The 15396-nt window shown below is 40.9% G+C and carries 9 protein-coding genes; 4 read left to right on the top strand and 5 right to left on the bottom strand.

Annotated elements, in window-relative coordinates:
- Nucleotides 1–333: 333 nt before the first annotated feature.
- A complete protein-coding gene (gene mnmG, locus GNE10_RS20380; protein WP_185566727.1) occupies nt 334–2256 on the top strand; it encodes a tRNA uridine-5-carboxymethylaminomethyl(34) synthesis enzyme MnmG in 1923 nt (640 codons plus the stop codon).
- Between the two features lie 229 nt (nt 2257–2485).
- Nucleotides 2486–3865, top strand: coding sequence for a hypothetical protein (locus GNE10_RS20375; protein ID WP_185566726.1), 1380 nt, complete (start codon nt 2486–2488; stop codon nt 3863–3865).
- A 742-nt stretch (nt 3866–4607) separates the two neighbouring features.
- Here the strand turns inward: GNE10_RS20375 and GNE10_RS20370 are convergent.
- Nucleotides 4608–5369 carry an N-acetylmuramoyl-L-alanine amidase gene (locus GNE10_RS20370; RefSeq protein WP_099066339.1) on the bottom strand — a complete coding sequence of 254 codons (762 nt, stop codon included), beginning with the start codon at nt 5367–5369 and terminating at the stop codon, nt 4608–4610.
- 178 nt (nt 5370–5547) lie between these two features.
- Here GNE10_RS20370 and GNE10_RS36390 point away from each other — a divergent pair, with 178 nt between their 5' ends.
- Nucleotides 5548–6375 carry a Uma2 family endonuclease gene (locus GNE10_RS36390; RefSeq protein ID WP_185566725.1) on the top strand — a complete coding sequence of 276 codons (828 nt, stop codon included), beginning with the start codon at nt 5548–5550 and terminating at the stop codon, nt 6373–6375.
- A 46-nt stretch (nt 6376–6421) separates the two neighbouring features.
- On the opposite strand, the gene GNE10_RS20360 is transcribed toward GNE10_RS36390, so the two are convergent.
- The 3 genes from GNE10_RS20360 to GNE10_RS20350 form a co-directional block, all read right to left on the bottom strand.
- The gene (locus GNE10_RS20360; RefSeq protein ID WP_185566724.1) at nt 6422–7816 is read right to left on the bottom strand and encodes a PAS domain-containing sensor histidine kinase; all 1395 of its coding nucleotides are present in this window, start codon (nt 7814–7816) and stop codon (nt 6422–6424) included.
- A 439-nt stretch (nt 7817–8255) separates the two neighbouring features.
- Nucleotides 8256–11255, bottom strand: a complete 3000-nt coding sequence (gene pgmB / locus GNE10_RS20355) for a beta-phosphoglucomutase (RefSeq protein WP_185566723.1) — start codon at nt 11253–11255, stop codon at nt 8256–8258.
- Between the two features lie 233 nt (nt 11256–11488).
- Nucleotides 11489–13909, bottom strand: a complete 2421-nt coding sequence (locus GNE10_RS20350) for a sucrose synthase (RefSeq protein ID WP_185566722.1) — start codon at nt 13907–13909, stop codon at nt 11489–11491.
- A 589-nt stretch (nt 13910–14498) separates the two neighbouring features.
- On the opposite strand from GNE10_RS20350, the gene GNE10_RS20345 reads away from it, so the two are divergent.
- Nucleotides 14499–14750 (top strand): HetP family heterocyst commitment protein, encoded by a 252-nt coding sequence (locus GNE10_RS20345; RefSeq protein ID WP_185566721.1) that lies wholly within the window; start codon nt 14499–14501, stop codon nt 14748–14750.
- 111 nt (nt 14751–14861) lie between these two features.
- Here GNE10_RS20345 and GNE10_RS20340 read toward each other — a convergent pair whose 3' ends face one another.
- Complete coding sequence (locus GNE10_RS20340; RefSeq protein WP_185566720.1) at nt 14862–15245, bottom strand: beta-lactamase hydrolase domain-containing protein; 384 nt, start codon at nt 15243–15245, stop codon at nt 14862–14864.
- Nucleotides 15246–15396: the final 151 nt, after the last annotated feature.

The raw sequence follows: 15396 nt of genomic DNA, 5'->3' as shown, positions 1-15396 counted from the left end.
GTATTGATGACTTAAAAATAGTAACTATAAAGATAATTTATCCCAAAATTATCTACACAGCTAGAGGCGCACAGCTGTGCGCCCCTACTAAATCTGTGTGTATCTGTCGCCATATCTTCAAGTTATCTATACAGGCAAGTTGTTTAATATACATCTTGCATAAATCAACTGACATTTATGACTGACAAGATGAAAAATATATGTAAAAAATAGAAATCTCTTGGTTATTGAGTAATAGTCAATTTGATAACTTATTTATCAGCAAGTTACATCCATGAAATCACTGGAAAGGTTAAAATTGGAGAGAACTTTCAGCTTGTCGTTCCTGTAAGTATGACCATGCACAACTCTGTTGAATTCCAAGACGCTTTTGATGTGATTGTCGTCGGTGCAGGTCACTCCGGTTGCGAAGCAGCTCTAGCTTCTGCCCGCCTCGGTTGTCGTACCTTGCTATTGACGCTCAATTTGGATAAAATCGCTTGGCAACCTTGTAACCCAGCGGTGGGTGGCCCAGCGAAATCCCAATTGACCCATGAGGTAGACGCCCTTGGCGGGGAAATTGGCAAAATGGCAGACCGCACCTACTTACAAAAGCGCATCCTCAACTCTTCACGAGGGCCTGCGGTTTGGGCTTTACGCGCACAAACTGACAAGCGCGAATATGCGGCGGTGATGAAAAATATTGTGGAAAACCAAGAAAATCTCACCATCCGTGAAAGTATGGCTGTGGATTTAGTGTTGGGCGCTAACGATGAAGTCATTGGTGTGGAAACTTATTTTGGCGTAGCGTTCCAATGCAAAGCCGTGATTTTGACAACTGGCACCTTTTTGGGTGGGAAAATTTGGGTAGGTAACAAATCAATGGCGGCGGGACGGGCTGGGGAATTTGCCGCAGAAGGACTGACGCAAACCCTAAATCGCTTGGGATTTGAAACCGGTAGGCTCAAAACAGGAACCCCAGCTAGGGTAGACAAGCGATCGGTGGATTATAGTAAAATGCAAATCCAGCCAGGGGATGAAGATGTACGCTGGTTTAGCTTTGACCCGGATGTGTGGGTAGAACGGGAACAAATGCCTTGCTACATTACTCGTACAACTACTGAAACACATCGCATAATACAAGAAAATTTACACTTATCACCAGTTTATGGTGGTTGGGTGGAAGCCAAAGGGCCGCGTTATTGTCCGAGTATTGAAGATAAGATTGTGCGTTTTACTGATAAGGAAAGCCATCAAATCTTTATTGAGCCAGAAGGACGAGATATACCCGAACTTTACATTCAAGGATTTTCCACAGGGTTACCAGAAAATTTGCAACTCCAAATGTTGCGGAGTCTCCCCGGTTTGGAAAAATGTGTGATGCTGCGTCCGGCTTATGCTGTGGAATATGATTATTTACCTGCAACTCAGTGTTATCCCACACTGATGACTAAGAAGATAGCAGGACTGTTTTGTGCTGGGCAAATTAACGGCACCACAGGCTATGAAGAAGCCGCAGCTCAAGGTCTTGTGGCGGGAATTAATGCAGCTCGATTTGTGAATTCGCAGGAAATGATTGTCTTTCCTCGCGAACAAAGTTACATCGGTACATTAATTGACGACTTGTGTACCAAAGACCTACGGGAACCTTACCGAATGCTTACTAGTAGGTCAGAGTATCGGTTGATTTTGCGTTCTGACAACGCCGACCAACGCCTGACACCCTTGGGACGGGAAATTGGTTTAATTGACCATCGCCGTTGGGATTTATTTACCCAAAAACAAGCACACATAGTCTCCGAAAAATCACGGTTACATAACACCCGCGTCAAAGAACATGATGAAATTGGTATGGCGATCGCATCTCATACTCAGCAAGCAATCAAAGGTTCCATTACCTTAAATGACCTGCTGCGGCGTCCGGGATTCCATTACATTGACCTCGACAGGTTCGGACTGGGAAACCCTGACCTCAACCGCGCCGAGAAAGAAGGCGCAGAAATTGACATTAAATATTCTGGATATCTCGCTAGGCAACAAAATCAAATCGACCAAATCACCCGCCAAGCCCACCGCCAGTTACCTGCGGATTTGGATTACACAAAAATTGATACTCTTTCTAAAGAAGCGCGAGAAAAACTAACTCACGTCAAACCACTCACACTCGGTCAGGCTGCACGTATAGGTGGTGTCAACCCAGCCGATATTAACGCCTTGTTATTATATCTGGAATTGCGTAAAACAAAGAGCCAGTCAGAGTTTTCAGCGTTAATTTAACAAAAACTTTATAAAGGGCGAGTATAGTAGAAAAGAGGGAGATGGGTATGATAGATGACATAAGTCTTAGTACTGCCCTCATTAACAATCCCCAGATTGAAATTGATTTGAATACCACCGCTCAATAACTCGTCTTCATCAGACGGGAAATTGGCTATTCGATGATAAATCTTGATTAACAGGCAGTAGGAGCGGCGTTTCCCTGTCCTAGCAACAACCCAGAGCGTCTATGTTACAACAAGCCACCACCGGTCTCATAGTTCCAGAACCATCAGAAGACTTAATCACCAACGAACCTTGGTCGATAGAAATCTATGCAGATGGGCTAATGGATGAACTCTTTGCGGATATCGACTATATTCTCGATGCTAGTGGTAATCTGGCTTCTCAAACCTTTAGACAAAGTAGTCAGAAAAAATCGAGCCAGTCCGTTGGCGGGGTTTCTCCCGAAGTTCACATCGGCAAAAGCCGCTTCTCTGACTTCTCTCCAGTTGTAGCAACTGGTACAGGGAACCCACTACAAACAGTTACCATGCCGCAGGTTATTTTCGCAAACACAGGCGATAGTTCGGCACAGTCAGTTACTCAAGGCAACCACAAGCAATTGACTACCGTTGTGTTTGACACCGCCACCGTAAAACCAGTTACTAGAAAGCCCAAGAAATCGAGTTCTGCTTTGGGCAGACTGCTGATTGTTGGCACAACATTGGGCGTAGCCATCGCTAGTATGATTTACATGGTACAGTCTGGCGTTGTCCATCTTTTAAATACTAAATTGCCCGAATCAGCTGTTGTAGTAGCGCAGCAGACCTCAGAATCATCAACAAAGCCAGAAATTGAGGCGGAGTTAGTTGACTACATGATCGGCGCTTTATCAGTTATAGATAAGCAAGGTGTAAAAAATCATCAAAACTACGTCAGACCAGGATTTTACAATCAAACCAGTGCTAATCAAATAGGTGTTGCCAACCAGCTACCAGGTAATAATCTACCACCACTACCACCACTAGCAGCTAACAACACATCACCAATTCCTAACCCTGGCAAGGTTGTGGAACGTATCTACCTCCGTCCCCCAATGCGCTATGCTCTACCAGCCATTCCTGGCGCTCCCACACTTTTGCCACAAGTTGCAACAGCATTACAGAATTCTCAACCTAATGTTGTGAAAACTGCCTTAAATACCGTGCAAAAAGCTGCTAAACCCGCCACCGTCAACATGTTAGCTGCTGCTGTACGCCCAGACATCAAAGCTGTGGCCACAAAAACTGCCCCCATTAGCGTGGGCCAAACACCCAAGCCTCTACCAGCATTACCAGTTGTGCCATTACGTGCAGCACTCGCACCAGAATCAGAACCAACTATTACCCAGCATCAAGTTTATTTGCCAACTGCGATCGCCGAGACTCCCAGTAGTACATTGGAAGGATTGCTAGAATTAGGCAATAAATCTGCTGCTTTGTTTAAAATTGATGGCGTGACTCGCCGCATCAATATGGGTGAAACCATTGGTTCTAGTGGTTGGACACTTGTAGATGTGAGTAATGGGGAAGCAGTTATTCGCCGTAACGGTGAAGTGCGATCGATTTATGCAGGGCAAAAATTGTAAGGATTTTCCAAAAAGGTCTAATTCAGAACTCGACCAAAAAATCCCACCAAAAGCTCCATTCTTTTTGGGCAAGAAAACATCGCACATCATATCGGTTTTATGTCCCTGATGGTCGGGAATATCTCCTCCATAATGATTGATTGAAATAGTTTGATGGCGTCAAATAATGGCGTTGCTGATTGAAAGTATGAATTAGTCTCACGCAAAGACGCAAAGGCGCAAAGAATCGTTGTTTAGTTATATCAAAAATGTAAATTCATATTCTGATTCAGCAACGCCCAAATAATTCTCTGTCTATAGTTGCAGTATGAGCATTGCCTACCCAGGTGTAGCCTAACTGATGGTCTATCGCATTAATTTTGAGGGTTAAAAAACGTAGACGCGTAGCGTCTCGTTAGAGAAGGACGCAAAGAGGAGGCAGCGCGGTTTTGGAGGTTTCCACGCCACTTGCTTTAAGCCGGGGAACCCGTCCAACGCAGTGGCTCCCCATGAGTGACTGCCGGCGCAAAGGAAGAAAAATTAAGAATGAGTTTACCCCTCGTAATACCGATTCAAAAAATGTTTGCGACAGATACCCCACCCGCCTGACGGCACCCTCCCCAATGCTTTGGGGAGGGGTCTTGTCTATGTGTCGCATTCTTTTTTCAAATTGGTATAACTAATGCGATGAACCACTACTGCGAACCGTCAACAGTCAACAGTCAACATTCTTCTATGGAAATCTTATTGTAATTGAAAATACCTAAGATTTCTCTATAACTTTGCTATATCCAGCAAAAACAAAATGTTCGTCTCGATTTCCTTTACTTTTATCAGGCCACTTCACCCAATAATGATTTTCTTCAAAACGAACGTCTAAAACTGGATAATCTCCTGGCTCGATATCAACTAGAGATTCTTTTGGCAAATCTGAACTCTGTTCTGTGGAAGGTTTAAGAACAGTTTTTGTTGTAATTTCTAAAAGATATTTTTTATCATGTTTAACATGAACTTCGTCTGATTCACCAATTAATCCATCTTTAATTGCTTCAGCCATTTTTTCGGCATCAAAGATACCCATATCTTTTTGGGAATCACAAAAACAGCATTCAATTAAAATAGCTGGCATTTGTGTATTTTTCAAAACAAAGAAACCTGTATTTTTCACTCCTCTATTATAAAAACCAAGTTTCACAATTTCTTTGAGAACTGATTGAGCAATACCTTGTGATGCATTGCTAATGGCATAAATTTCTGTGCCATTAGCTTGAGTGTTGAATTTATTGAAGTGAATCGAAACAAAAATATTAACATTGTTGGCATTTGCCTTATTAGCTCTTTGTCTCAAAGAATCCGTAACACTGCTAGCACTAGTAGGAGTGCAATCAATAGCAGTATGGCCTGCTGCTTTGAGTTTTTGAATTAAATATGTACCAACTGCTTTAGTTAAAGTATCTTCTTGTTTAATGCCTGTTGCTCCTGTATCTGGAGGACAATTGTGTCCCATATCAATACCAAATTTCATAGGATTAATCTCCTGGTTATATATCTCCCTACAGTGTATTAATTATTCAGCTAAACGCAATGGTATGTCAGTGAGAAAAAGTGAGTACTTACTGTAAAAATTTGTAACGATTAACGTAATCATCTCTTATAAAACAGAAATCTCATAAGTCTAACCTATAAATAAACCAAGCTAACTAATGACGGCAGAAGAGGCACTAAATTTAGTGGATAGCCTTTTATGCTCTACGTTTGGGCAAAGGCTCAATGATGTTCAATGTGCGGTATTTCTAGAAAGCTGGCTAGGACGTACCTATGCGGAAATCGCGGTGCAGATAAGTTATGAACACGACTATATTAAACAAATTGGTTGCCAGTTGTGGCGATCGCTATCTGAGTTATTTGGTCGAGAAGTATGTAAAAAAAATATCCAAACTGTTTTACGTTCTTACCACCAGTCTTCCAACAGTCAACAAAGTTCAAAAAAAGATACCAATAATTTAGAGTTTCTAGCTACAAATGAATCGACACGCTATAAAATAATGAATGGAGAATTTTTTGTAACTTCCACTCGTCACCGCCGCCATCAACAAGTTTGTTTGAAAATTGCTCGTTCCCTGGATATTTGGTCTGAATTTAGTAGTTTAGGCGAAACAATTTTAGCTCCAGTAATGCTATTTTCTCAAGTAGATAGCGTCATCCCGGATATAGTTTGGGTAAGTCGAGAAAGACTAGCACAAATTGAAGACGAAGCCGGACATTTCACAGGCGCACCAGAGTTAGTAATAGAAGTTTTATCGCCTGGTAAACAAAACGAACTTCAAGACAAAAAAGCTAAATTAAAACTGTATTCAGTTTCCGGCGTACGTGAGTATTGGATTGTCGATCGCTTGACTCAAAAAATTGAAGTTTATCGCCGAAAAAAAACACAGTTAATTTTAGTTGCAACTTTATTAGATGACGACAAAATTACATCGCCATTGTTACCTGGATTTTCTTGTTCTATCCGTTTATTTTTTCCGGTATAAAGAACAAGTGTCAACAATCAACAGTCAACAAATACTTAGAATTCCCTTATTCTTGCACATCCTCTGTGATTAGATTTTCGCGTACCTCTGCATAAGTATTGTGAACATTACTTGCAAATGGTACAATAACTCTAAAAGTAGTTCCCACATTAATTGCACTTTTGACAGTAATCTCACCACCGTGCAAATCTACAGCTTTTTTGACAATAGATAACCCTAATCCTAGCCCTGGAATGTTGCTGGTATTAGTGGCGCGATGGAAAGGTTCAAAAATATGTTTGATATCAGCACTAGGAATACCAATACCAAAATCTTGAATTTCAAATATAGCCCCATCGTTGGTGGTAGTAAGAAAAAAATTTATTTGACTACCAATAGGAGAGTATTTTAAAGAGTTGGAAAATAAATTATTTAATATTTGCCGCAGCAGTTGAGCATCGAAGTTAGCTTGCGTACTTTGAGATTCATAGCTAAAAGTGATGGTATGTTGAGAACCATCATATTGTTTTAATTGTTTTAATAAATATTGGCAAAATTCTGCTAAATTCAATGGTCTGGGATTAAACCCTAATTTACTCATTTCATCTTGACTCAGTACCAATACATCATCTAATAGCTGAGTCATATGCATTACAGATTTTTGAATGCGACGCAGGTGAGTATTTTGTCGCTCCTCAGTCCATCGATGGCGATAATATTCTAGTAATTCCGCAGAAGAATGGATAGCAGCTAGAGGTGTGCGAAATTCATGGGAAGTAGTAGTCAGCAAACGCGATTTAAGCTCACTCAGTTGCCTTTCTTTAGCAAGTGCTTGTCGCATAGCCTCTTCTGCCCATTCTAGCTTTGCTTGGATTCGTTTGCTTTCGCTAATGTCCCGCAATAGCCAGCGTAGACCAACTAACTCACCTTGTTGATTACGCACGGCGGCTACCTTCACTGCAACAATAATCGGCGTTTTCTCATGGGGTCGCAGGTATACTTCCCATTCTTGGGTTTTCCATTCTGGAATTTGGCGCTCGCGCAGATGAATTAGTTTCAGATGAAAAGTAATCAACTCTTTCTCAAAGGTAAAATTTTCCAATAATTTACCCACTAATAAACTTTTGGAAATATTAAACAAAGTACTAGCAGCAGAATTAGCTTCCTGAATTATCCCTTGTGTATCAGTGACCAAATAAGCATCTGGTACTTCCTCAAAAAGTTCTTGATAGCGTTGATGTTCTACTACCAAAGCTTGTTGAGCATCAGATAATTCTTTATTTTGTTGCTGTAGATTTTCATTAGCTATTTGCAGCCCTTCCAAAGCTAAATAGACTTCTTCAAATACTGCGGTAACGAGTTCAATGTTTTGCTCTACTTTTTGCTGTTCACTTTTACTTTGCAAAATGCCGACGCGTTTACGTATATTTTGTATCTGTAGGGCTAAATCGTCCAAATTCACGTTTTTTGCTCCTATTCGATATCTCAAGTTGGGTTTCCTTTCAGATTCCTTCTTTGGACGATTTTAGCTTTTGAAATTTATATAAATATTAGTTTTGAATTATCAGTTGTAATTATCAGCTATAAAGCTGTTAATTGATTACTTTTAACCGCATAACGGAGCTAATATCAAGTCTGGTTGAAAACTTATCATTTAGGGGGACATTGGGGTCAACTTAACGTAAAACCCTTGTAAAGACATGAGATTCAAGGGCGTACAGCCGTACGCCCCTACCCATCTATCTGTATCAGGTATTTCGTGAAATGGTATCACTACCCACTCTTGTCCATTGATTGTTAAGTGTGAACCGTCAACAGTCAACGCATTAACTGAAATAATTTATTTTTTGGAGTTCCCCCAAGCCTTGTTCTTGAATTTTGAATTGGTATCACTCTGTGGGCTATTTTTTGGAGTTATGTAATTGACTTCGTATATCTGCCCATTTAACTCCTGCTAGGCTAGGGAGAACAACATGAGCAGCTCCAACTCGTTCAACTGGGCCAATACCTACCGCCCACATTCCAGCAGCTAGAGCCGCTTCAATACCAGCTGCTGCATCTTCTACAACTACAGATTGTGCTGGTTCGGTTCCTAGCAGCTTAGCTGCATAGAGGAATAAATCGGGTGCTGGCTTGGGTTGCTTAACGCTATAACCGTCAGCGATCGCATCTACTTTATCAGCAATACCCAATCGCTCGATTACTGTGCGGGCATTTTTGCTCGCTGAACCAATGGCTATTTTAATTCCAGCTTGCCGCAGTTCATCCAAAAGGGCGATGGCTCCTGGTAACAAATCCTCACAGGTCATATTTTTCAACAATTCCACATAGTAGCGATTCTTGCGCTCCATCATTTCCTGGATTTGTTGTTCTGAATACCGTCTATTGCCAATAATTAGCATTAGGGAAGCACGACGGGATACACCCCGTAGCGCTTCATTCGCCACCCGATTAAAGGGTATACCTTCTTCATCCGCTAGCTTCTGCCAAGCTTGATAATGAAGTTCTGCTGTATCTGTCAGCACTCCATCTAAATCAAAAATGACTCCTTGGATGTTGGAATTGGGTGTTGCGGATTGGGGATTGGGCATTGGGGATTGGGCATTGGGTATTGCGGATTGGGCATTAGTTATTCCCCTTGTCTCCTTGTCCCCTTGTCCCCTTGTCTCCCCATCTCCCCATGCCCTATGCCCTATGCCCACTTCCCCACATAAATCAAAGTCGTACCATAACCCTTGCCAGTGCAATTTAAACTTCAAGCGCGTCCAGTTAGAGGGCAAATGGGGGTTGGCTACGGGACGATTTTCCTTAAATTGGATACCACCAAAGCCAAAAATCACGGCTTGCCAAACGCCGCCAGCAGTAGCGCCATGAATTCCATCGGCGGTGTTTCCTCGGTTATCTTCAAGATCTACCATTGCTGCTTGCATAAACAATTTATAAGCTTCGGTGGATATGTTCAAATGTGAGGCTAAGATGGCGTGAACTGCGGGGCCGAGGGAGGAACCATAGGTGATGTCTGTGCGGGGTGCGTAGTAATCCCAATTTGTTTGCAATGCTTTTTGACTGTAGGGAAAATCAAGGTATCCTCGCATTAAATAAAGCAGCATTAATACATCTGGCTGTTTGAGTACTTGATATTTGTTAGTTTTCTCAATACCCAAGATTGCTTGCATGGAGCGATCGCGGTCTTGATAATCTGCTAAATTAATATCTTCTAATTGAAAAAATCCCTCGAACTGCTCGATTAATTCTGTTGATGAATCGTAAAACAATAAGATTTTGGCAATAATGTCTTGCCAATGATTTTGTAGCTCTGAAGAAAGTTGCAGTTTGTCTTCTAATTCCCTGGTTCGTTGTGGGTATTTGTGAGCCAGCCAATCATAAACTGCCATCGCTTTTTCCAGATGCCATTGCACCATCCGGTTTGTAAAAGTATTGTTGTGGACAAATTCATGGTATTCATCCGTTCCAATTACTCCCCGAATTTCATACTTTTGCGATTCAGAATTGAATTCTACCCGGCTACTCCAAAAAATGGCGGCATCTAAAATAATCTCTGCACCATATTTTTCCATCCATTCATCGTCACCTGTGGCTTGCCAGTAATTCCAAACAGCATAGGGGATATCTGCGTTAATATGAATTTCGCGATCGCGACACCAAATTCGCACATCTTCGCCATAAAAATCAGTGGGAAGCGACCAACGGGGTGTGACTTCATCTCCGGTAGCAGCACTCTCCCAAGAAAACATCGCTCCTTTATAGCCGTAGTGAGATGCTTTGCGTTTAGCTCCTGGTAAAGTGTGCCAACGGTAACTCAGTAAATTTCTGGCGATGGTCGGTTGGGTAAACAGAAAAAACGGCAGCATAAAAATTTCTGTATCCCAAAAAACATGACCGCGATAGCCAAATCCTGAAAGAGTTTTCGCAGGAATACTGACTTTATCATCATGCTGTGGACTAGCAATCAGCAGCTCAAACAGATTGTAGCGAACAGCAAAAGCCGCCGTGCCATCTCCCTCAATTACAATATCGCATTGTTGCCAAACCTCCTGCCATGCCTGTTCGCTGGCTTTTAGTAATTTTGCATAGTCTGGTAGGTATGCAAGTTTTTCTTTAGCTGCTGCAACTGGTGTTTCAACCTCCCGCGAGGTAAAAATTGTCACGAATTTTTCCACCGTTACAGTTTGTTGTGCTTTCGCTAAAAAAGTCATGCTGAGAGTGGGATAACCAGGTGCAGTACTGACTTGCAACGATGCTTCTGCCCCTGATATCGTCATTTTAGCTGCGATACCCAATTCAATTTGGGAGTTGCGAGTGCGCCGTTGCAACCAAATTCCTTCGTCAGTCTTCCCTTGGTCTAGTCCTACCCAGTGATTAAAACCCTGATTTTCCGTATACCCATTTATGCTTCCCTGAACTTCAATTACCCCATCAAAATCCACTGGTGTGAGCTGACATCGTTGTGCTAACACATGCTGGTCTGCAAAACTGACAAAGCGTTCAAAGTAAAAGTCTATGGTTTTTCCACTGGGAGAACGCCAACGCACAGAACGGCATAAAAGTCCTTGACGCAGATTTAGCCTTCGCTCATACTGCAATATCTCACCTTGGTCGAGACGAAAGCGTTCCCCATTGACCATCACTACCAAGGGTAACCAGTCAGGGCAATTAACTAACTCAGTGTACACCACCGGCACATCATCATAAACACCGTGGATAAAAGTAGTCGGCAATGCACTGGGGTAACCTTCCTCAAAACTACCCCTTGTTCCCAGATATCCATTACCGATAGTAAAGACAGTTTCTTTGGAGTGTAATTGATCGGGGTCAAACTGGGTTTCGGTTAATATCCAGTCTGTGTAGATAAAATGGCGAGAACGACCTTTTGTTTCCATGTTGACTGGTGAGTGGTGACTGGGGACTGGGCATCGGGCATGGGGCATCGGGCATGGGGCATCGAGAAATAAGTTTGAATGTTGAGGTTTTGAACTGGAACCTTGAACCTTTGAACTTTAACTTTGAGCCTCTGAAGCTCAAAACTTTCAGTTTTAAATCTCCCTTATCCTCTTCCATGACCCATGACGGCAGTTGCTCCACTTGGGGAGACCCCAAGACCGCACTGCCTCCCCTATGCCCTATGCCCACTAAGATGTTTTTCTAAAATTTTTTCGGCTCTTGGTTTATAGATCAGGTGAAATAAAGTTTCCATGTAACGATCTCTGGCTTCGTTATTTTCTGGAGCAATAAAGTTCCAAAAACTAAATATTTTCGTCAGCAGTAATAATTGATTAGTATGTGAATGCCATGTATATCTATGATGAATTCGCTGAGTCATCCATTCTGAAACTTCTTGCCAGTGTTGGGGATGAAGTTCGCATTTTTCCAGGAAGTCTAAAATCTTATTTGCTGTTCCTTCTAAATCTGTAGGATTAATATTAAATCCATCTTCTTGATTTTCAATAATTTCTAAAGAGCCGCCAAATTCAGTTGCAAAAGTTGGTAAGCCAGAAATCATGGCTTCTAAAATACACCTACCGAAGGATTCAAAGCGGGCAAATTGTACATAAATTCCCTCGCAATCTGCGATTACTCTATAGGCTTCGCCGAGGTCGCGGCTGGGAAGACGCATTGCTAACCAACGAATCTTGCCGTGCAGTTGATATTGATTAATAATTTCGTGGAGTTTTTTAATTTCTCCTGCTTCTTCTGGATTTGTCGCTTCATCTGAATGTAGTTTACTAGCTAAGAGAATCAGGTTGCAACGTTCTTGCAACGCCTGATTTTTACCGAAGCATTCAACTAAACCAGTGAGATTTTTAATGGAAGTGAAAGTAGCGATCGCAAAAATGGGTCGCTTCTGAAGATTATCTAAATAACCAAATATTTGGGGATGTTCTCTACTAAAAAGTAGTTCGTGGATTTGTGTGGAAAGTTGCGGTTCTCGGTGTAATTTTTGACTGTAGGGAAAGAAAATATTTTCATTTACTCCCGGCGGTACGAAGTTAAATTTAGGACTAAATAAATCAATGCCATCAACTACATGATACAGTTGTGGCATAGTAAACCACTTATATGACTCATACTGACCTATGGTGTCGGGGGTGCCGACAATTTCTTGATAGGACGATGTGATGATGAAGTCAGCTGCATTCATGCTAATTAAATCGGCGGTAAATTGTGCCGAAAAGTGATATTTTTCTTCTAAATCTTGCCAATATAAATTACTAAATAGATATTTGGGTTTTTCTAAGGAATGAGCAATGTTACACTGGGTAACTTTCAGGCTATGGGATAAAAGAAAAGCCACTAAATTACCGTCGCTGTAGTTACCGATTATCAGATTTGGTTTACCTTGGAATTGAGTTAGTAATTCTTTTTGAGCGTCGGCGGCAAATGTTTCTAAATATGGCCAAATTTCAAATTTGGAAATCCAATTGTTGGTAATTTCTGGATTGAATTCCGCAAAAGGAACTCGCAATATCCAAGTGTTTTGGGTATCTTCAACTTTTTCTAAGCGCAGGTTACAACATGTTCCTTCACAGTTAGGAATTAATCTAGTGAGAATAATTACATGGGGTTTAATTCCTAAAAAATCTAGACCAGCGAGTTTGATTTCTTCATGAAGTTTCTTGTCTAAACTGCGGGCTTGTTCCAAGACATAAATCACTTGACCAAATGTCTCATCTCTTCCCAAGACATCTTCTTGTCCAACCCAGCCGTGTATGGAAATCAAAACTATGCGAAATACGGCGGGGACACGGGCGACAAATGTTTCTAGAATTGCTGGTTCTGGAGAGTAAATTAGTCTATCAAAAAGTTCTAAAGTTTCCCGGACTCGTCTTACAGTATTACCCCAACCCGGTTCAAAGCCGAGTTTTTGCAGCTGGGAGTGAAATTTTTCATAGGGTTCATCTGGGGGTTGCTGACTCAGGAATTTGATGGCTAGCTTAATTTGTTTAGCTAGCTGTATACCTGAGGTAATGCGATCGCCAATTAGCAGTTCAATTCCTTCGTAACTAATTTTGTCTAAAGCTAAATACAAAAGTTCTAGCCAATGTTGGGGGTCAGTCAATAATTGACTGGAAAGGTAACGGTTGAGAAAACCTAAGCCTTGACCGATATTTCTAGGGTCATCAATTCTGGGAGAATCTTGGTAAAAAGGATGGAGGTCGATTTCTAGGATGCGATCTTGGTAGCGGTTCACCAAGCGATCGCTCACATCTAATAACGCTTGGGGTGTCCTCTGCTCAAAGCTATGAAAGTCAGCTGTCAATTGCCAAACTTCTTGGCTAGCAATCCGGGGACGAACAACAAACCAACTACATTCATTGTCTAAAATTATTTCATGGGTGTAGTGTATGATTTTCCCCACAGAAGAAGAGTGATAAAAGTAAGCTGGTTTTTGCCATTGCTGACAGTAGTCAGCAAAAATTTGCAAAATCTCATTCCTCAGGAAGTAGCGCTTAGCAGAAGCACTCAAAATATCTATCAACTGACGTAGAACAGTTTTTTCTTCACTGTTCAATACAGCTTGAAATAATTCATACATGACCAAATTCCAGAGATTTAACTAATTCAGAACTTGATTTTTTCTCCTCTACCTGCAATTTGTTCTCTTGATAGTTCTGGAAGACACATTATTACTATAATGGTAGATAAATAGGACTACTGCTGCTTCTAGCTGTGGTATGAAATAATGAAGATAGATACAAACTTCTAGAATCAAAAAATACAAATTTTTTTGATTAAAAAAACTGCCAAATTGGCTAAAGCAGACGCAAATACATATTATTCTAGATGTGTATAACTTCTCAATCAGGCATAACTGTAACAATCCTAAATGAGTTGTAAACAACATTTATTGTTTATCATCTTCTCCCAAAAGTAAGTTAACAAATCAAATAGGAATGTTATACAGAGATAGAGTTTTCCTTAGTAATTGAGGACTGGTTTGAAACTCTGCGGGTTGAAGTCTGGTATATTCTTGATTCAACGAGCTTACTTACCAAAGACACTAGACGCTATCTAAAATCAAAAGCAAAATTTTTTATAACGAGTCAAGCCCCTTGAACCAGACCAAATTGCTGAGTAATCACTATCGAATAACACTGTTTTAGTAAGTTACACCAGGGTTAACCATGAACTACCAAATTTCTTCCTCTCAAAAAAACTTTCAAAAAGCCATGAGTCCAGAACAATTAGAGCAGGTAATTGCAGCAATTACCGATGGTCGATATTCCTGGGCCTGTGTGCTGATTTTGCGTTTCATTGGTTACAATCCACTTCATTTTATTCCCCAAAGAACTTACAGCCGTTTAATCAAAGAAAATTACAGTCGTTTAATCGAAGAAAATAACTACGTTGCCAACTCCTCTGTGTCTAAACACTAGGCTAAATTCCTAATTTGAAATTAGTTTGGGCAATAATTAAGTAGGGCTTGCTGAATCAGGATAAAATTCCGATATTTACAATTTTTCAGGCTATCACTGTATAAATTTGAGCTAAATTAAGCCTAAATTAATAACTTTTTGCAGCGCTTTATCAAAGGCTATGCCCTGTTTTAACGCAATATATAGCAATACTATAGTGGCTGAGCGAATTGAATTATCACAATGAATCAACATCGGTTTTGGTAATTCAGCAATTCTCTGAAATATTTCCAGCGTGACTACATCATTAATATCTTGAGCTTTGAAAGGTAGGTTTAGATAGTACAATCCCAACAGCTCAGTTTTTTCCTTTTCATTAGCTAACAAACCTGTTTCATCAGGTAAACGCAAATTCACTACAGACTTATAACCTTCATCAGCTATTTGTTTTAGCTGAACTAACGTAATTTGTCCAGCGATCGCTAACTCATCATTAATCTTCCTAACAATATTCATCGGGAGTATCCCAACTTTGGCAATATCTTACCCACACACCCACATTAAAACAACAATTTGAGGAAGTTGTGAGTGAAGTAGAGAGATAAGGCAATACGATTCGCATAAGCAGTAGGTTAAGGGGTAAGGGATAAAGGATGTATTTGAAACC

Origin of the sequence: Nostoc sp. 2RC, assembly GCF_014222165.1 — a bacterium.
Classification (GTDB): Bacteria; Cyanobacteriota; Cyanobacteriia; order Cyanobacteriales; family Nostocaceae; genus Nostoc; species Nostoc linckia.
The sequence above is the reverse complement of the archived record's forward strand: the minus strand, read 5'-3'. Positions and strand labels throughout refer to the sequence as shown.

What these genes read in the sequence shown, in the direction of transcription:
- mnmG (WP_185566727.1), top strand. Translation starts at nt 334, where the DNA reads ATGACCATGCACAACTCTGTTGAATTCCAAGACGCTTTTGATGTGATT.
- GNE10_RS20375 (WP_185566726.1), top strand. Translation starts at nt 2,486, where the DNA reads ATGTTACAACAAGCCACCACCGGTCTCATAGTTCCAGAACCATCAGAA.
- GNE10_RS20370 (WP_099066339.1), bottom strand. Translation starts at nt 5,369, where the DNA reads ATGAAATTTGGTATTGATATGGGACACAATTGTCCTCCAGATACAGGA.
- GNE10_RS36390 (WP_185566725.1), top strand. Translation starts at nt 5,548, where the DNA reads ATGACGGCAGAAGAGGCACTAAATTTAGTGGATAGCCTTTTATGCTCT.
- pgmB (WP_185566723.1), bottom strand. Translation starts at nt 11,255, where the DNA reads ATGGAAACAAAAGGTCGTTCTCGCCATTTTATCTACACAGACTGGATA.
- GNE10_RS20350 (WP_185566722.1), bottom strand. Translation starts at nt 13,909, where the DNA reads ATGTATGAATTATTTCAAGCTGTATTGAACAGTGAAGAAAAAACTGTT.
- GNE10_RS20345 (WP_185566721.1), top strand. Translation starts at nt 14,499, where the DNA reads ATGAACTACCAAATTTCTTCCTCTCAAAAAAACTTTCAAAAAGCCATG.
- GNE10_RS20340 (WP_185566720.1), bottom strand. Translation starts at nt 15,245, where the DNA reads ATGAATATTGTTAGGAAGATTAATGATGAGTTAGCGATCGCTGGACAA.